The sequence below is a fragment of the Paenibacillus profundus genome (assembly GCF_021369635.1).
In the GTDB taxonomy this organism is placed as follows: domain Bacteria; phylum Bacillota; class Bacilli; order Paenibacillales; family Paenibacillaceae; genus Paenibacillus_B; species Paenibacillus_B profundus.
The window spans coordinates 61,971-80,596 of the sequence record NZ_JAJNBZ010000007.1 but is presented as its reverse complement, the minus strand read 5'-3'; the positions used below and the strand labels follow the sequence as shown (position 1 = coordinate 80,596).

Sequence of the window (18,626 nt, the reverse complement as noted above, 5' to 3'; positions counted from 1 at the left end):
GGTTAGGGTAACCGTAGTATAACAAATGAAAACGAACCAAGTCGAGGCTGGAGAGTATCCGCCAAGGAGGGGGCCCCCTCCTTCTTCCCGCTTGATAATCACACGGCTGGCGTACCTTGCCGCTCGTACATAGCTGTTAAATAAAGCAGCGCGATACAATAACCAATAGAATAAAGAGCACCAAAATTACGCCTGTTGATGTAAAGAGAGATCCGCAACTGCCAAATCCAACTCCGCCTACACATTCACCCATGGCTTAATCCTCCCTTCCAGCAAGATACGTTGTATTGTATTACTGTTTCGCTTGTCCTTGACTCGGTGAATTGCCTAATATGCATATTTTTCAATGCCCAGTCTTATTCACTCCCCTGGGAGCATTGGTCTGACGATGTTACCTTTTGTTTTTTTTGAAACGATGCCGCAGCCAGCAAAAGCAACGGAAGCGCAAATCCGAAGGTTGAAACAAACGGCAGCCAGGATTCCTTATTATAGACATTGGAATGAACGATGTTGGGATGGATAATTAGGGAGAATGCAACTAAAATCAGGCCCATTGGCATCACAAGCGGCCGGTACTCTTTCAAATGCAATATTAGCGCCAGACCTTTGACCGCCACATAAAAATATATGGCCATTTTCAAATAAATCGTAATGAACCACATGATAGCGACTATCACTTCAATATGCTGCAAGAAATTGCCTATGTTTATTTTTTTGGCCAATACGTAGCTGGGGTACATCTGCCGCGACGTAGTATCCGCTCCAAGCACCAATATAGATGATGCGATTACAAGGATTAATACGATTCCGGCCAGGAGAGTACCGATGTAAAATGCCTTTTGAGCTTTTTGCGGTTCATTGATCGATACAGGAAAGACCATTAAAAACAAGACAGCAGGTAATGAAAATACACTTATAAATAGTAAAGTTGCATGGATTAACGGCTTTATTCCCGTTTCGAATACAGGCTGGATGTTGCGAATCTCAATCTGAGGGGAAATATATAGAATTAAACCCAAAAATAAAGCAACAAAACATGGGAACAGTAATTCTGCTGAGCGAGCAAGTACTTCCAAGCCTAGACGCACCCCCATAATAACGACAAGCGCGAATAAAATATTTATGGCTTGGATTGGGGTCTCCGGCATGATTTGTGTAGTCATAAAAGTCCCCATGAAATATAACAATTCTGATGCGGTAATCAATGCAAAGAAGACGAGCAGTAGCGAAGCAGCCTTGCCGCACCACTTTCCGAGCAGCTGCTCGTTCGTTTCAATCAAGGTCAGACCGGGAAACAAATTCCCTACAGCGCTATACAACCTTACTAATAGCAAAGCTAGTCCGACACCAAGAACCGCGGCAATCCATGCATCCTGCTTGGCCACTTCTGCCAGAATTGAAGGAATGACCAATATCGTAGTCCCTACCGAATATAGAAACACGAGTATCGTGAATTGACGTACCGATATGTTTACATTTTCGTCCGCTGGCATTTATCATTGCTCCTTTCATTTTTCATTGCAATAAACTGGATATCAGGCTGCTTACCGGCTTGTACACTGCCGCAATCCAGTCCAGCGGGTTCGGAATATGGATCTTAAATCCTAATGCAATGCCAAGGGACGTTCCGATTGCAAGCAGCACCCAAAATACGCGCAGTTCTTGCTTGGTTCCGTTCTTCACCAGAGCAGGAACTTCGATAGATATAATTACGAAGACAATCAATAGTATCCCTATACTTGCCAACATGAAGTCTGCTCCTCCATTTCCTCGATGAAGGAAAGATTGTGTTTGATATGCGCTCTATTTCAATTATGGACGGCGCTCCTCTTTTTAAACTTATTTCCGGCCAAAATAATCTGAATCATGAAAAAAGAACGAAGTTTCCCATTCGCGCTCGCCTGTTTTATGCATTTTTTGCCATTTATTATTTCAACTGGATAGCCTGGCGCTTGACACCGAACACAAGCCAGCTGTCGATGCGTTCCAACATTTGCGAGCGGTCGCGGTGGAAATCAGGAAAACGGTCAAGCAGAGCGTTCAGTGCAATGGTCGCCTCCAATCGCGCAAGCTGGGCACCGAGACAAAAATGGATACCATGACCAAAAGCGAGATGCGGATTCGGACTGCGGCGGATGTTGAATGATTCCGGCTGTTCAAAGATGTCTTCATCATGATTGGCCGATCCGATCCACAGATTGACGATTTGTCCTTCCTGAAATATAAATCCGTCAAGCTCGGTAGTTTGCTTAACCCGCCGCACCATCATTTGTACAGGAGAACAGTATCGCAGCACTTCTTCAATCGCAGGGGCAAGCAATGAGCGATCTTGACGAATTTCATACCAAACGTCCTTGCGGCTATCAAAGCAGAGCAGTGCTGAAGACAGCAAGTTCGTCGTCGTCTCATTTCCAGCGACGAGCAGCAGAATACAGAAGCCGATTAACTCCAGCGGCTGCAACGGATCGCCATCCGCTTTCGCTTGAACAAGCCGGCTAATGAGATCATCCTGCGGCTCACGGCGACGTTCCTCGGCGATGGCTGCAAAGTAAGCGGCCATTTCCTTTTGACACCAGACATAGCGCTCATAATCGTTCCCTACCAACGCGTCAGACCACTCTTTGAACCGGTCCCGATCTTGCACAGGGATGCCCAACATATCCGCGATGACGATAATCGGGAGCGGTCCGGCAAAGTCGCTGACGGCCTCCATCGCGCCTTTGCCCTCCGCCCGATCGAACAGCTCGTGCGATAGCGCTTCGATACGGGGAATAAGCGCTTCAATTGCACGCGGAGTAAAAGCTTGCGACACCAAGGTTCGGAGCTGGCGATGCTTCGGCGGGTCCCGCCGCAAAATGCTGAATTCAATCGGTTCATCATGGCCCGGATCCCCTTCCGCTTGCGAAGAGAAATGTTCGTGATCGCCAAATATCGCTTTGACATGCTTATATTTGTATACATTCCATACACCATCTTGACACGAAATCGGATCCGTTGCGCGTTTCTGCGCAAAGTGGGACAGCGGCAGGATGTTATTTTCATTTGCCCATTCCATTGCATTCACCACTCCTTCACTATTCAACCTTACGTATCAATCCTGATGTAACAATTGTAATAATTACTTCTTCAAGCTGTTCCCTAGCGAGGTGTTCTCCTTCTGTCAAAAACTCCGCGCACACATGCTCAATCATACCGATGATACCGACAGCGGCCAATCTGCTGTTAACGGAACGGAGCATCCCTTCCGCTCTTCCCATTTCCAATACTTCGGTTAGAAAGCGGATATATTCTTGGTGTATCTGTTGAATGTTCTCCAGCACCTCGTCCTCCAGGCCGTTGGACAATTCATAAAAAACAATCCGAGCCAGAGCACCGTTATCCAGATATAGGTCCAGATGGTGTTGCACAATGCGTTTGATTTGTTCCTCCAACGTCACATCCGTATTTAAATCCGATCGGATTTTGGCGACGAGTTCACTCATGCCTTCCGTTACCAAAGTTTGAAACAGCTGCGCTTTTCCCGAAAAATGATAATACAGCGTTCCTTTTGCCACATTTGCCTGCATAGCTATTTCATCCATGCTTGCCCGCTGATATCCATGTGTGGAAAATACGTCTGCCGCGGCATTTAATATTTTCACTCTGCTCACTGTGTTTCTCCTTCCACCACCACTTTGAACTGACTAGTCAGTTCAAATCAAACTTACCATGTCAGTTATATTATGTCAATTAAAAAAATGAGCAAAAAGGCCGTCAGCTGCATTTCAGCAGCCAACGGCCCGGTGATATAATAGATCCTATTTGAGTCCTCTGTACAATGCGCTTAACAGATTGCCCGTTCGGTCGCAGCTGTACTCCCAGAACATAATGCCTGCGATTTGATGCTCTTTAATATACTCGCATTTGCACGTCAAAGATTGTTCGTCATCATAGGTGATAAAGGTGCTGCCGTCGTATAAATAAGGAGCCTTCGCTTCGTCATCCCAGTAACGGATGTAACCGTTGCGGTCGATGTATTCAGCCGCTAGTGCCGAATAGTCAGGACCATAGCCTCCTGAGGACGAAGTCATTTGCAGGTAGCCATCATTCTCTTTCGGCACATCCTTCCACATTCTCGAATAGAAGGCAGCCCCGATAACAATCTTCTCGCGCGGAACTCCCGCGTTCACGAAGAGACGAACCGATGCATCTACGCTGATTCGGAACAGGTCCCCGGTAGAGGCGAATAGATTCGTATGATGGCCCGTAAGCGTCTGGAATCCGCCGCGCATATCGTATGTCATCAATTGAATGAAGTCCAAGTATTGCTGAACCTTATCCATTTCAGTCCCATCCAAATAATATTGATCGGCACCCGCTGCAATCGTAAGCAAGTAATGACGTCCGTCTTCTTGTCCCTGACGGTCAATCGCCTCTCTCAACTCTTTCAGAAGCAGCGTAAAAGTCGTCTTGTCATCAGGACTGGACTTAATTCCCGCTTCTGAATAGCAAGGATATTCCCAATCCAGGTCAATGCCGTCAAACGGATGCGCGCGCAGTATTTCCACAGCAGATTCTGTAAATAGACGGCGCCCTTCCGCCGTTGAAGCCGCTTCCGAGAAACCGCCGGCACTCCATCCGCCAACAGACAATAAAATTTGCAGTTCAGGATTGTATTCCTTCAACTTGGACAAATAAGCCAGATTCTGCAAATGGCCGATCGTAATTTTGTCGTTCTTCACATGACCGAAGGCCACGTTCAAATGGGTCAATCTTGCCGCGTCAACTGGCGTAACTTGCGGTAGAACACTGTCCCCTGCATAGCCTGCCAATATGTAGTTCATTGTTTTCATCTGTCATCACCTTTTCAATGGAGTTATCGATATCAACATGCACAATAACTTCTTTTTTAAGGTACCCATCTTAGTCTCAGCTCTCAAAGATATTATAGCACCTGAATCGCACATTTCATATGTGTTCCTGTGGATCAACAAAAAAGGCAGCAGTCCCCTGCTACCTCGTCGTATTATTAGATATGAGCCAATCAAAATTTGAAATAATTTTTAGCAGAATGCTTACTGGAGGCGTGTTCGTAAAGAAGCGATACATCTGCTCCCGTTTTGAAATGAATGGATTTGCACACTTCTTTTACGGTATTTATATACGGCGTATAAATATTGCTGATAATCGAATAATCGAATGAGATCGGCGCCAATTGCCATAAATCGTATTCGTCTTGATTATAGATAAGCATATTTCCGAAATGGTAAGATACAAGCTCGTTATCGTAAATAAATACTTTATTCTCTTGCACCCCGACAGAATAATGGTTGTTCAAGATGACGTTCCACGGGGCGGCATTAATTCCTTTATGATCGATTAATTTAATATTTTGAAAAATGAGCGGGATATATTCTAAATATCTTTGATCTCTGAACGTTTGATCATTCGCATCGTAATTCTCACTGCATTTTTCTAAGCATTTGTCCTTCCACCACTTCAAAATCGTAATGCTGTTTTCTTCTCGCTTGAATCCGACGAGGCTGCTTTGGAACAGCCCTTGCACCTGTTCATGCTCATAATTCCCTCTTTGCTTGCATAAGAAAATGGAATACTTCCACCATTCATCCAATATCGGCTTCGGATCGGAGAAGAAATAAACTTCCGGGTCACAATAAATGATGTGGTCGATTTCCTTATAATGGCCAAGGATATGAAGACATAATGGCGCTTTTAATGTCCAACTGTATTCGTTTAGTTTTCGCGAGCTTTTTACTCGTAACAGCTCTTCGTTTTCAACCTCCTTCATTTGGATTAACGATGCATTTTCCAGGTTCATTCTGCTCAACGCATGATAGCTGTAATCATCCATGCAGCAGATCCAATGATGAAAATTCCCTATTTTGTTTTTCAGTGAATGATATAGCGCCAACCCTCTAATCAGGTTTTCTTGGTGGACGATGGTTGCGAAGTTAAAGAACTGGTCCCACTGATCCATTTTTCTTCTAAATCCGGAATATTTATAATACGTTTTCGCTTTGGATGGATCCTCGTGATTTAGAGCTTGACTTAACGCATAACCGTCATTCACTTTGACAGATGCAATGATGTCTCTTAATTTATCGAGGTACGGTATATAAATTTCATTTTTAATGACTTTGCCGATCGTAATTTCACCAATCGACCAGAGATCGAACTCATTCTCGTTATAAATGGCTATGCAGGCAAAATGATAAGCGACAAGTTTATCATTTTCGATATATAATTCGTTGTTTTGCCGATGAATTCTGAAATCATTATTATAAATGCAATTCCACGGAGCCGCGTTAATTCCTAGGTTATCCGATATTTTTATATTCGGAAAATAGTTCGGCACATAGTCTAAATACTTTTGATCCCCGAACTTTCCTTCTTCCGCTCTGTGGTAGCACCACTCCAGACATTTTTCTTTCCACCATCGCAGACTCTCCAGACCGTATTGATCATTTCTGAAACCAATCAAACCGGCTTGATACCTTCCGTACAATTGTTCTACCCATTCGACATCCCTCTGTCGGCACATAAATACGGAATGGCTTCCCCATTCGTCAAAAATGGGCTTCGGATCAGAGAAAAAGTATATATCCCCATCGCAGTAAATGACAGAATCGATTCCATAGTGAGTCAGGCAGAATTCGATCAGAGGGGCCTTGAGCGTCCAGCAGTACTCATTCATTTTCCGATCGCTTTTGGCATACCGAAGGCGATCATCTTCTATGACCTCAACTCGAATAAGAATGACGTTGCTCAGGTTCATTTTCCCTAACATAGAGAAGGCAATCGGATCCATGCAGCATATGAACAGATTGAAGTTGCTGGTATGCCTTTTTAAGGAATCATGCAGAGCGGCGGCTTTCACAACGTACTCCTTGCCCGCAATGATGCAAAAATTATAATTGTTAGCTCTGGTGATGGTCCCGCTGATTGACCCTTCCTGCATGAGAGAAGGGATGTTTATCTCCTGCCATGGTTGATGCGCCTCCGGTTGACTGCTCCATTCCGGTGCGGATTGATGCGCCTCCGGCTGACTGCTCCATTCCGGTGCGGGTTGATGCGCCTCAGGCTGACTGCTCCATTCCGGTGCAGGTTGATGCGCCTCCGGCTGACTGCTCCATTCCGGTGCGGGTTGATGCGCCTCCGGCTGACTGCTCCATTCCGGTGCGGGTTGATGCATAACCGGCGGCTCCTGGGGAGCCGGAGACGGCGGAGCAATTGCTTTTGGAACAAACGACAAAGGCTGACCAATTCGGGAATTATATTCGGCTACTGCATATTTTAAATGTTCAAACGTTACATTGTTGATAATCCCGGTCGCCGGTATGCTGCGGTCCATTTGAAACTTACTCACGGCTCGCTGGGTGTATCTATCGAATTGTCCATTCACATCTACGTAATACCCTAAACGGCTAAGCATTTGTTCAGATTCCAGCACTTCGGGTCCGGCACTCCCGAGTGACAAGTACAACTCCATCGTAATAACCCCTTTCACGACAGGACAGCTTTTATGAACCTTATCCCGACGCACTACATTTGCAGTTGGCGGCCGGATATCAGCCATCGTCTTGTATCTTCACCATTGTATGATTGGCGATGCCTTTGTGCATCAGCATTTAAACAAATGGTCAAGCGTGATTTTAGGGCTTCAAACCGAAAAAATGCGCTTCACGGAGACATATCGTATAAATTGGCGCGAACAAGAAATAGTAAACGGTAGAATAAAAAAAACGATTGCAATAAGGAGTTACAACCAATGAAACGATATGTTATTTCGTCCCTGCTGGTCATCATGTTGACGATGACAGTTGGCATATCGGCGTATGCCTTTGAGAACCACGCTTATCATTTCGGATTTAAACGAAGCCAGAACGGCCAGCTACCTTCAATTGATCAGGAAGGATTCAAAAATATCATCGATAAAAACGGAGCGATATTTTTAGGCGATACCGGCAAAAAGGTGCTGTATCTCACGTTCGACAACGGCTATGAGAATGGATTAACGGAACAGATCCTGAACACGTTAAAAGACAAAAAAGTGCCCGCTGCTTTTTTTGTGACCGGACACTACGTGAAGAGTCAACCGGAGCTTCTGAAACGAATGGCCGCCGAGGGACATATCATCGGCAACCATTCATGGAGTCATCCCGATATGACGCAAATCTCTAACGCGCAACTGAAGGAAGAGCTGGACAAGGTGAAGGCGGAAGTCGCCCAAGTAACAGGTAAGCAGCAAATGATTTACCTTCGCCCGCCCCGTGGCATCTTCAGCGAGCGAACGTTGGCAGTAACTCGCGAGATGGGATACACGAACGTATTCTGGTCTCTGGCCTACAAAGATTGGGATGTGAACGCTCAGAAGGGCGCGCGTTATGCATATGACAAGGTGATGAGTCAGCTGCATCCCGGGGCCGTTATGCTTCTCCATTCGATTTCGAAGGATAACGCCAATGCACTGGGCAGTATTATTGATGGTGCCAGAAAACAAGGATATGAGTTTATTGCGCTGGATCAGTTGCAGCAGCCGAAGTGAATATCCACAGCATGAACGACGGTAAATGGATGAGCGCCCGACCTTCATCACACCTAGAAGGAGTCCTCAACTACGGGGACTTCTTCTTCTGTGTATCAAAAAAACTATCATTCCAACTTCTTCAGGATTGTTGTATACTAACGCTTTGATGCTAGGAATCCATTTTATAAATACCGAGGTGTCTGTCAGAAAAATGTCATCACGAAAAACATCGCATTTATATGCCCTATTGGTTATCGGCATGATCGCAATTTCGTTCTCCGCCATTTTCGTCAAATGGTCGGAAGCCCCTGCTCCGGTTATCGGAATGTACCGCTTGCTGCTGACCAATCTGGTGCTGCTGCCATGGGTATGGTCGTATCGGGCGGAGTGGCGCTCGATACAGCGCAGGGATTGGCTCCGGATGACGATGTCCGGTTTCTTTCTCGGGCTGCATTTTCTTCTCTGGATGGAATCGCTTCGTCACACGACGGTAGCTAGTTCCACTGCTCTGCTGACGCTGGAGCCGATTCTCGTCATGGCCGGTTCCTTCTGGTTGTTCAAACAGCGGACGACGTCGCGGGCTGTATTCGGGATTGTCATCTCTCTCTTTGGAGTTATACTTATCGGTTGGGGAGATCTGAAAATTTCCGGGCAAGCGCTCTATGGAGATTTGTTGTCTGTGTTGGGCGCCATTGCTGTAGTCATACATATGCTGCTCGGTCAAGACTTACGGCAGCGTGTCTCTTCTTATGTATACAACTTTACCGTATTTCTCGTGGCGGGAGCTTGTCTTGCCGTGTATAACATCAGTGCCGGTTATGCAATGACCGGATACGGGGCAAAGGAATGGGTGCTGTTCAGCTTAATGGCGATCGTCCCTACCGTGTTGGGGCACATGCTATTCAACTGGCTTCTCAAATACATGAACGCCACTTCCATTTCGATGGGCGTACTCGGTGAACCAGTTGGCGCTAGCATACTCGCATGGATTTTGTTGGGGGAAGCGATGACGCCTTTGCAAATGCTAGCTTGCCTGCTTCTCATCTTCGGTGTGTGGGTGTTCCTTGTGAACGATCGCAAGGCTCCTCAGAGTGTTTCAACCACGGCGGATGTAGGTACCGCATAGCAATCGAGACGTTATGGCTACAACATCCTCAAAGCTTTGCTGCAGCGCATCGTCGTCTCCCCACTCATTGACCGCATCGAAGCACTGCAGATTAGAGCTAGTACGCGACAAAGCCCAGGCATCCAACGCCTGGGCTCAACGTATCCGGACTAAATTATCGAAGCTCCGATCGGTTGATTGAGGGCCAATGCATCAGAATCTTACAATCAAGGGTAGAACGAATTGACTGCTGTCGTCGTGGAACACCAACGCGAGTTGAACAACGATTGAATCAGCACGTCCTTCGCCTGGTCTGTTCCAATGTATCGAAGCGCTTCCAACGCATGGGCACGGACGTAACGGTTATCATCTTCCAGTGCCTTCTCCAACTCAGCTACGGCTGTCTCGGCAGCAGAACCCAGACGGGCCAAGGACAGCCCGGTCATGAACCGCACTTGCACATCGGTATCATGCAAACATTGAATTAATCCCTGCACGACGTCCTCCGCTGGCGTTTCGATCATTCCCAGTGCATCAACTACGGTGCGTCGAATCGTCACAGATGAATGGTCAAGCAGACCAACCATGGTCGGAATGGACTGTGACGCAAGCTGACGCAATTCTCCGAGCGCAAAAACAGCATGAACGATCGTCTCCTTCCGCTTATCGCTTAAGGCGGCGATTAAACCGGGTACGGCGTCTGCACCCGCAGCTGATAATCCGTATGCCGCAATCCGCGACACTGGGATGCTGTCATGCCGGAGCCCCTTCAACAGCTCTTCTACGCCTTGCTGTCCAAGACATGCAAGCTCATACGCTGCATTGAGTGCCGCTGGTTCATCCGATTGCTCCAGTTCAGCCCCAAGGAGACATACCGTCTCTGCATTGCCAGTAACCGTATTCGCGATACTGCCGATTTGTCCCGACAGCCAGTTCCATGATTCCTTCCACATGACCTCATGCTCCGCAATCGGAGTATTGAGGACGGCGGGCTTCCTCCAAGCATCCTCCTTATTATTCCAACTTGGGGCTTGTGGTGCTACCATACGCATAAATTCAAATTTCAACATGTACCGGTGCTGGCCGAGTACGTTCGGAGTGGAACGGTGCCAAATATCGTAAGAACACCTTCTGCAGTTCCCTTATCCGTGGCAGCAAGTTATTTCCGGGATTGCCTTCTTGCTCATACACCAGGTTCAACTGCTCTGTCAGCTGCTGATGGAATTGCTCCGGCAAATCGGTCTGCAACATCAGAAACCCTTCAGTAATAAATTTTCTCATTTGCTCATCCGTGAGCAATAGCGGGTTGTCACACATCCTGATCCACTACCTCCTTAGCATGTGATTCGTATGAAACTTTCCTTAATGGTAAAAAAAAGGTGTGGAATAATACATAGACGATGCTAACGTTCTTTTGCAAAATACTAAGATTTGAAGGATTTTGTTGTATTGGATCAGAATTGACAGGTCACTTATTCGTCTTTGAACAGCCGTTCTCCACGCTGTAATCGCCACGCAATGCGTGCGATGTGTGACTGCTCGCGCGCAGTCGGAGCATGTGCAGCCAAATAGCGGGTCAGTGCCAGAATCATCGTTCTTTTTGCCCGATTCGCAAGCGGGCCGGTAATGTTCGACCATTGATCATATTCCTTGATGGCGGCTTCGATCATTTGGAAGGAGTGGAACTCGGCGTCCTCACGCAGCAATGAGTGGCCCAACGTGTTGAATAACGAATCGACATTGCCTCCTTGATCGAGGTAATGTGCGACCCAGTTAGCAGCTTCTGCAACTTGTTGGCGTTGATTCATTAGATCCAGCAGCTCGCTTAAGTCAGTCGTGTAGCCATAGCTGCCATACTTCTCAGCTGTCGGTGGCGATGCGGCGGGAATGTTGAGGAAGCGGTCAAGGTATATGCTGACGGCCGCATAATAGACCGCACGGATCGTAAGATCGTTTGCTCCGCGAAGCAAGCTTTCATGCACGGCATGAGCATGTGTAAACGTATGCAACACTGCGATCCAGTCTCCGAAATCATTTTGCGTATGGAACCGGTTGATTCGCTCTGCAGCAGCGAGTGTCACGAGGCGCGCTATGTGAACGGGTGCCACTCCGCCTTGCAATGCTTGTGTGATGGCAGCAAGCGCGGCAAGCGGCTGATCACCGAGCAGTTGATGAATGAATTGCTCCTCGTCCAACTCGTCATGTTGTTCAGTGCTGCGTTCCCTCAGCTTCGGCAGCGCTTCAAATGCTTGATGCAGCGGAGCAACCAGATTAATCGGATGCTGCCAGCTGTGCCGTTCTTCGCTTCGCGAAGGATTGCTGAGCAGCGGGACCAAGGAAGCAAGCACACGCTCTGCCAGCTCATCGCCTGCCTTCTCCAGCATTTCAAACGCTTTATTATGAAAATCGAACGTATGGCCGCCATCCAGATAAAAATGGTCCGTTGCCGCTGTCAGCATCATGTCCAGGATGGCCCGCTTGTCGGCACCACTCCGGATCGCAGTGAGCAGCACGCGTTCTGCCCCTTGTGTATCGCGAACTTCGATACATTGACGATACCAAGATGTCAGCCTATCTGTAGATACGCCACTATTCGGAAGCGCTTGCATAAGAAACCTCGGCGGCCGACCTGAACAATCAGCAGCGACGCGTCTAAGACCGTGATAGAGTGCCAGTATTCGGTTATAATGCTCTAGCTTCGGCAGGATGTTGACCATAGCTGCAAGAATGGTCAACCCAGAGCCCCATCCACCCGAACGGTACGTTGCTCCGTACTCCAATCCCACTCGGGCGATCTGTGCATCAGGCACGCCAGCTTCAACCAAGGCAACGACAGACTTGGCGATGACGAGCGCCAGATTCTGCTCCATTCCCTCATGCAGCCGCTGGAAGTGTCTTTCCGTTTGGCCCTTGGTCAGCGGCTTCGGATTGACATAGATTTCTCCCGCTTCCAGCTTGACGGGATAGGTCGGCACATCGTCCGCCCAAGGATCCAGCGTCCCTCCGCTGCACACGTCAAAGCGCGCATGGTGCCAATGACACGTAAGAATGCCGTCGCATAAGCTTCCCATATGGAGCGGAAATCCCATATGAGGGCAGCGGTTATCCACCGCATATACCTTCTGCTCATAATAGAATACGGCGATGCCGCCCTTAATAACCTTTGCGCCTTCCTGCTTTAGATCTTCAAGTGCACCTGCGCGAACCCAGTTCGTCAATGCAGTCCCTCCTCTAGCATCATTCCTATAATATAATCATTATAATAAGATATTTCCTACAATATAATAATATACGTTTTTGTTTCAAAAGTGAAACCCTTTGTTATTTTCTACCTGCTTCTGATACCAATCGTTCCTCCATGTAATCGATTGTATGTGTCATTGCTATGTCACATAGTATAGTTCAGTCCAAAATAAAAAGCGGACAACATATTGGTTGTCCGCACAAGCTATCTCGAATCGAAATCAGTTTAAGGTTAAAGTGAAATATCTATCACACCGCAAATATGACTGGCTTCACGCACACTGGCTTCGAAACCTGAACCGAACTGCCGGTATATTGCAGCTTGCCTGTCGCTTCATCAACCCGGAATATCGCAATATTGTTCGTATCGCGATTGGCGGCGATCAGGAATCGTCCTCCCGGCGTCAAAGCAAAGTGACGCGGATGCTTGCCTTCCGTGGACACGTGCTCCACAAGCGTCAATCGTCCAGAGTCGGAATCGATGGTGTATACGACGATGCTGTCGTGCCCCCGATTCGAACCGTATAAATATTTTCCGTTCTCAGATACCGTAATTTCCGCGCAAGAATTATCTCCTATAAAATCAGTCGGCAGTGTCGGAACGGTTTCAATCGTATGTAAACGGCCCGCTTCTGCATCGTAACGGAAGGACGTAATGGTAGAATTCACTTCATTAATAACATAGACGAGTTCCCCGTTCGGATGGAAGGTCAAATGACGCGGACCCGCGCCCGGCTGGACTTCCGTATCCCCGTGCCATTGCAGCACATTGCGTTCCTTATCAATTGTATATGCGCGAATACAATCAATGCCGAGATCCGATACGAACAAATACCGGTTATCCGGGCTGAAGAACACCGAATGCGGATGCGGCTGATCTTGCCGTTCCGGATGTGGTCCATGGCCTTCATGCTGCTTGACGTCTAGCTGCTCGCCGATCAGACCGTCTGCTTGAAGCGCAACGAGTCCTACTCTGCCGCCGTGATAGCTAGCTACTAATAGGTAACGGTTGTCCGCATCGCGTTGAATATGACAAGTCGGAGCATCGACAGCGAGCGCACGGTTCAACTCCTGCAGCTTCGCTTGAGCAGGGTCGATGGAGAAGCATACCGCTTCACCCGTCTTCACGCCCGCTTCCGACTGACCTTCTGCAATGGAATACAGCTTTGCATCTGGCACATTCACATTTAGAAATGTCGGATTCTTCAATCCCGACACTTGATTCTGCAGCGTGAGCTCTCCTGTTTCTTCTTTAAATTCATAGACGTATACCCCTGGATCGGATGCTTCCGCATACGAACCGACAAATACAAGCATGCGTTCAGTCATGTATTTATTCCTCCTTGAAAGCAATCATTGCTGAAGACGTATATTCTCTTAATGTACACTTATCTCGTCCCCAAAAGCAATCCGCATTTGCTGCTCCTCTATTAAGTGTTGAAAAAATGAAAGGGGCGAATGAAAAAGCTCTCTCAGCTTCCCCGACGGCGTACGAGCGACTTATGGATCCATATCGCCGCTTGCGCTCCTTCCCCCATTGCGATCGTGGCCTGTTCGGAATGTACGCCAATATCGCCAATTGCCCACACTCCCGGAACATTGGTCATCTTGCTGCGCGGATCTGTCGGGATGTGCTTATTCTCAAGCCGTTCAACCCCCAGTTCCGTCGCCAGATCCGTATGGACGGCATTGCCGCCAAAGGCGACAAATCCCCGCTCCGCCTCGATAAACCCGCCCTGTACGAGCTTTACTCCGGTCATCTCTCCATCTCCAGCAACCGTGATTTCGCTCATTTGTTCATGCATGACGGGGATTCCGTTCTCATTGAGTTCACGGTACATTTCATCTTTAATTGCAGTGCGCTCATGATTGATATAAATTAATTCGTTCGTTCGGCTGCGGAGGGTCAATGCCATCTCGGCACCGGTGTTGCCTGCTCCGATTACGACAGTGCGGCGGTTGCGGACCTCATAACCGTCACAGTCCGGACATACGTAGAGCGTCAGGCCAAGACATTCGCGCAGTCCGGGAACTGGAGGGAGCCGCTCCATGATGCCAGTGGCAAGCAGCAGCGTACGTGCCCGATACCTCTCCCTATCCGCTCCATCGCCGACTATGACGAAGAACCCTTCTTCCTCACTTCCGCCTGCGGATCCGGCTTTGCCAGTGACGAAGTGAACACCGAGTGTATCCGCTTGTATTCGTCCGAGCCGGCGCAGCTCATCCCCTGCAACACCGTCGGGCCAGCCCAGAATGTTGCGGTACCGGCGGCATAATGTAGAACGTCCGGTCCCCGAATCGATGACGAGCACGCGATGCTCATAGCGTCCAAGCTGAATCGCAGCCTGCAGGCCAGCAATTCCGCCGCCAATAATGATGCAATCGAACATGTGAATCTCTTCCTTCCATCGTTTCCCTGCTATTTTCCATTTTATCGTGTCCCGGCGTTGGCTTCGTTATGCTTGCACTCACTTTTTACATTCCACTATTACCCATATTTAAGTATAATAGAGCTTTGGGATAAATTGAGACACCGAGGGGAGAAATATGGCGAAACGGATTAATCTCGGGCTGCTTATCGTCATCGTTACAGCAATATATTGTTTGATTTGGGGGAATCTTCACCAAATGTTCGTCGGCAGCGGCTCTATCGGTCTCGGTCTATGGGCAATTGCCGGACTGCTGTCCGGCACCTTCAGCGATGCGAACTATCAGCGGTTCAATCAAGAATATGATACCGCGGAGGATGAACAACGACGGTTGCGGTTGAACGTGACCCTATGGCTGCTTGGTCTGCCCAGCATCATAGCGGCGCTCATTCTGTACATAAGCGTTTACCGCTAAAGCCTGTAATCACGACAAAGGAGAGCCACGTGCGGCTCTCCCCAATATTATGACATGACGTCACTAGATATGTTTGGCTACGCTTCCTTCAGGCAACGGTCCTTCATTCCCTATATAATAATGTTTAATTGGCTTCAGATTGTCATCCAATTCATATACGAGCGGTACACCTGTAGGTATGTTCAAGTTGGAGATACCGTCTGCAGGAATGTCATCCAAATATTTGACGAGCGCCCGTAACGTGTTCCCGTGCGCAGAGATGATGACTCGCTTGCCCGCTTGAATCGAAGGTACAATCGTGTCGTGCCAATATTTGAGCGCTCTTCGTTCCGTGTCCTCCAAATTTTCAGTGAGAGGGAACTCCCCTTCCTGCAATTCTTGGTACTGAGGAGCGAACGCTTCGTATCTCGAATCACTCTTATCCAAGGCAGGCGGTCTTACTTCGACCGACCTTCTCCATAAATGCACCTGTTCTTCACCATATTTCGCGGCGGTTTCCGCCTTGTTCAAGCCTTGCAGCGCACCGTAGTGACGCTCGTTCAACATCCAGGTCTTATGGACGGGAATCCACATTTGGTTCATTTCATGCAGCACAATCCACAGGGTACGAATCGCCCGTTTAAGCACGGAAGTATAAGCGATATCGAACGCAAATCCGTTCTTCTTCAGGATTTCTCCCGCTTCCCGTGCTTCGCGCAGCCCTTGATCCGACAAGTCGACGTCCGTCCATCCGGTGAATCGGTTTTCTAGATTCCACACACTCTGGCCATGACGAATAAGCACGATTTTCGGCATATGTATCCTCCTATCTGTCCATGCAATATCTAGTCTGTACTCATTTCATTATAACATAGCAAGCGTCATTGTATCCTCTTACCGGTATCCAAGCCTTCCTCCATTTCGATGGACCAATCCACGTTCGTATACAGCTTGTCGACGACCGTGCGAATCAACGTGAGCCTAGCCGAAACGTCCGTCATGCCGTTGATGCGCAATTAATCCAATAAAGCCCGCACGTCCGCTGCGATCTTGTCATGATCCGGCTCCAGGCCATCGTATTTCGTCAATACCGTTCCCGACTGGTCGACCAGAAAAAAGGAAGTGCCGTGCGTCACCTGATCCGAATCCTCCGTCTTCAGCACAAGCGTCTTGAAGGAATCACGGCTGAATTGCTCAATCGTCTTCTGGTCGTATCCCGTAACGAGCCGCCAACTGCTCGTGTCCGCCTCATATTTCCCGATGAATTGCTTCAGCTTCTCCGGTGTATCCACACTTGGATCGACGCTGAACGATACGATCTCCACCTCTTGAATCCCTTTACCTTTCAGCATGTCCTGGATTTGCGTCAAATTGTAAGTCATTGGCGGACACACCGTCGTACAGCTTGTAAACATGAAATCCGCCAGCCATACCTTCCCTGCCATATTTCCGGTCGCAAAGGCATTTCCGTTCTGATCCACCGCAGACAGCGCGTTGACCTTCCAGTCGAAATCATTCGGTTTTTCCTTGCCCGAACAGCCTGACATGATCACGGCCAGCAGGAGCACAATCCCAAATCCGATATGTATGTTCTTCATGTTCAGCCTCCGTTTCCCAAATCTACGTCTCATTGTAACGGATTGCTGAAGTACGGCATGACTCGATCGGGCTAGTCATCCGCACAAATTTGTGACAGTTCAAATTTGTAAGTTTTGAATGCAATGATGTCATATGTCATAGTACAACCCGTAGCCGGATACACATTAACAAATTCCCTTTATGGAGATATGAAAATGAAGCTGAAACCATTCATCGTTGGCGCAGCCGCCGCCATTAGCCTGCTCCTCCTCATCAGCGCCGGCTATGCGTGGAAGGATTCGATTCAATATGAAGCAGTGATGACCGTGCAGCAGGAAGGTGTCGAGCTGCAGACGGAAATCGCACCGTTTCCGCCACAGATGCTGGCATCAGCCACGCTGTCGATTCGCCTCAGTGACGGCAGCGGACAGCCGGTGAGCGGAGCGAAAATGAGCGCCGCCCTATCGATGCCGCACATGATGTGCGGGCGGATTGAGGTCAAGATAAGCGAAGCGGAACCGGGTATTTACACGGGAGAGGCCGTGCCCCTCATGGCGGGAATGTGGGAAATGCTAGTCGTCGTACATAGCGGCGGAAGAAAGGTCGAGGCCGTCCATCCATTTGAGGCCGTGCAATGAAAAGCGGCTATCTGCACCTGTGGCCTACCACAGCCATGGGTACAGATGGGGAATCCAGCCGTTCGCAGCCATGCCCCGCAATATCGACAGCAGGCCGATGATGACCGCCAACACTTTACCGGCTGTCGTCATATAACTGCGCAGCCATTTATGTATGTGGTTGGCGAACAAGGCAACGACAATAGCGTCGGGAAAGTGCTTAAGCCGAACACGGCCATGATTGCCGCACCGCTCCATGAGTTCCCGCTTGCGGCGGCGTTCATTTGCATGGCGTAGGTCAAGCCGCATGGCATGAACCCGAATAGCACCCCGCTGAGCAAGATGGTCCAGCGCTCCTTGCTTCCCCGCAGCCTGGTGAGCCAACGCTGGACAACGGCCAGCCGCAGCGGGCTGAAGCGCTGGACAGGCAATGTAATTTTGCCGAACACCCATAGCATGATAAGGAGTCCGCCCATAATTCCGGATATCCCTTGGAGACCGATCAACACCCCTGCTCCATCGACGAACGATCCGATCAGGCCCATGAAGGCGCCAATAAGCGTATACGTACACACGCGCCCCAAGTTGTAAGCGGCTGCTACGGCAAGCGGTCCTTGGTTCGCATTTAAGGTGAAGCTCGCCATCGTCCCTCCGCACATGAGCACACAATGCGGCGCGCTCATCAGGCCCGACAGCGCGGTAAGCAGCAAGGTCTGATTCATCATTCGCCTCC

At 48.7% G+C, this 18,626-nt stretch carries 19 protein-coding genes; 4 read left to right on the top strand and 15 right to left on the bottom strand.

All coding sequences use genetic code 11. The annotated features are described in order from the left end of the window. Window positions 1-136 precede the first annotated feature (136 nt). From LQV63_RS11580 to LQV63_RS11550, 7 genes are all read right to left on the bottom strand, one after another. A complete protein-coding gene (locus LQV63_RS11580) occupies window positions 137-253 on the bottom strand; it encodes a YjcZ family sporulation protein (RefSeq protein WP_233696833.1) in 117 nt (38 codons plus the stop codon). Between the two features lie 103 nt (window positions 254-356). Beyond that, window positions 357-1,493: a GerAB/ArcD/ProY family transporter gene (locus LQV63_RS11575; protein WP_233696832.1), complete on the bottom strand. Its 1,137-nt coding sequence runs from the start codon at window positions 1,491-1,493 to the stop codon at window positions 357-359. 22 nt (window positions 1,494-1,515) lie between these two features. Then, window positions 1,516-1,749 carry a hypothetical protein gene (locus LQV63_RS11570; RefSeq protein ID WP_233696831.1) on the bottom strand — a complete coding sequence of 78 codons (234 nt, stop codon included), beginning with the start codon at window positions 1,747-1,749 and terminating at the stop codon, window positions 1,516-1,518. Between the two features lie 178 nt (window positions 1,750-1,927). Next, window positions 1,928-3,055: a cytochrome P450 gene (locus tag LQV63_RS11565; protein ID WP_233696830.1), complete on the bottom strand. Its 1,128-nt coding sequence runs from the start codon at window positions 3,053-3,055 to the stop codon at window positions 1,928-1,930. A gap of 19 nt (window positions 3,056-3,074) precedes the next feature. Continuing rightward, complete coding sequence (locus tag LQV63_RS11560; protein ID WP_233696829.1) at window positions 3,075-3,650, bottom strand: TetR/AcrR family transcriptional regulator; 576 nt, start codon at window positions 3,648-3,650, stop codon at window positions 3,075-3,077. Between the two features lie 147 nt (window positions 3,651-3,797). Further along, window positions 3,798-4,832 (bottom strand): glycoside hydrolase family 18 protein, encoded by a 1,035-nt coding sequence (locus LQV63_RS11555; RefSeq protein WP_019424009.1) that lies wholly within the window; start codon window positions 4,830-4,832, stop codon window positions 3,798-3,800. A gap of 191 nt (window positions 4,833-5,023) precedes the next feature. Next, entirely contained in the window at window positions 5,024-7,489 is a 2,466-nt protein-coding gene (locus tag LQV63_RS11550) for a peptidoglycan-binding domain-containing protein (RefSeq protein WP_233696828.1), read from the bottom strand. A 279-nt stretch (window positions 7,490-7,768) separates the two neighbouring features. On the opposite strand from LQV63_RS11550, the gene pdaA reads away from it, so the two are divergent. Then, a complete protein-coding gene (pdaA, locus tag LQV63_RS11545) occupies window positions 7,769-8,545 on the top strand; it encodes a delta-lactam-biosynthetic de-N-acetylase (RefSeq protein WP_233696827.1) in 777 nt (258 codons plus the stop codon). 193 nt (window positions 8,546-8,738) lie between these two features. Beyond that, window positions 8,739-9,653, top strand: a complete 915-nt coding sequence (locus LQV63_RS11540; RefSeq protein WP_233696826.1) for a DMT family transporter — start codon at window positions 8,739-8,741, stop codon at window positions 9,651-9,653. Between the two features lie 206 nt (window positions 9,654-9,859). Here the strand turns inward: LQV63_RS11540 and LQV63_RS11535 are convergent, their stop codons facing one another. The 5 genes from LQV63_RS11535 to LQV63_RS11515 form a co-directional block, all read right to left on the bottom strand. Continuing rightward, window positions 9,860-10,585: a HEAT repeat domain-containing protein gene (locus LQV63_RS11535; RefSeq protein ID WP_233696825.1), complete on the bottom strand. Its 726-nt coding sequence runs from the start codon at window positions 10,583-10,585 to the stop codon at window positions 9,860-9,862. A 103-nt stretch (window positions 10,586-10,688) separates the two neighbouring features. Next, complete coding sequence (locus LQV63_RS11530; protein WP_233696824.1) at window positions 10,689-10,949, bottom strand: hypothetical protein; 261 nt, start codon at window positions 10,947-10,949, stop codon at window positions 10,689-10,691. A gap of 155 nt (window positions 10,950-11,104) precedes the next feature. Then, window positions 11,105-12,850: a Rieske (2Fe-2S) protein gene (locus LQV63_RS11525; protein ID WP_233696823.1), complete on the bottom strand. Its 1,746-nt coding sequence runs from the start codon at window positions 12,848-12,850 to the stop codon at window positions 11,105-11,107. A gap of 274 nt (window positions 12,851-13,124) precedes the next feature. Then, window positions 13,125-14,204, bottom strand: coding sequence for a lactonase family protein (locus LQV63_RS11520; protein ID WP_233696822.1), 1,080 nt, complete (start codon window positions 14,202-14,204; stop codon window positions 13,125-13,127). A 143-nt stretch (window positions 14,205-14,347) separates the two neighbouring features. Then, a complete protein-coding gene (locus LQV63_RS11515; RefSeq protein ID WP_233696821.1) occupies window positions 14,348-15,265 on the bottom strand; it encodes an NAD(P)/FAD-dependent oxidoreductase in 918 nt (305 codons plus the stop codon). A 157-nt stretch (window positions 15,266-15,422) separates the two neighbouring features. Between LQV63_RS11515 and LQV63_RS11510 the strand changes: the two genes are divergently transcribed. Continuing rightward, window positions 15,423-15,719, top strand: a complete 297-nt coding sequence (locus LQV63_RS11510) for a DUF5316 domain-containing protein (RefSeq protein WP_233696820.1) — start codon at window positions 15,423-15,425, stop codon at window positions 15,717-15,719. Between the two features lie 63 nt (window positions 15,720-15,782). Here the strand turns inward: LQV63_RS11510 and gpmA are convergent, their stop codons facing one another. Together gpmA and LQV63_RS11500 are read right to left on the bottom strand one after the other, a co-directional pair. Continuing rightward, window positions 15,783-16,514: a 2,3-diphosphoglycerate-dependent phosphoglycerate mutase gene (gene gpmA, locus LQV63_RS11505; protein ID WP_233696819.1), complete on the bottom strand. Its 732-nt coding sequence runs from the start codon at window positions 16,512-16,514 to the stop codon at window positions 15,783-15,785. Between the two features lie 200 nt (window positions 16,515-16,714). After that, window positions 16,715-17,296 (bottom strand): SCO family protein, encoded by a 582-nt coding sequence (locus tag LQV63_RS11500; protein WP_233696818.1) that lies wholly within the window; start codon window positions 17,294-17,296, stop codon window positions 16,715-16,717. A 195-nt stretch (window positions 17,297-17,491) separates the two neighbouring features. Between LQV63_RS11500 and LQV63_RS11495 the strand changes: the two genes are divergently transcribed. Further along, window positions 17,492-17,914 (top strand): FixH family protein, encoded by a 423-nt coding sequence (locus tag LQV63_RS11495; RefSeq protein WP_233696817.1) that lies wholly within the window; start codon window positions 17,492-17,494, stop codon window positions 17,912-17,914. A 128-nt stretch (window positions 17,915-18,042) separates the two neighbouring features. Here LQV63_RS11495 and LQV63_RS11490 read toward each other — a convergent pair whose 3' ends face one another. Further along, complete coding sequence (locus LQV63_RS11490; RefSeq protein ID WP_325175873.1) at window positions 18,043-18,618, bottom strand: sulfite exporter TauE/SafE family protein; 576 nt, start codon at window positions 18,616-18,618, stop codon at window positions 18,043-18,045. Between the last annotated feature and the right edge of the window lie 8 nt (window positions 18,619-18,626).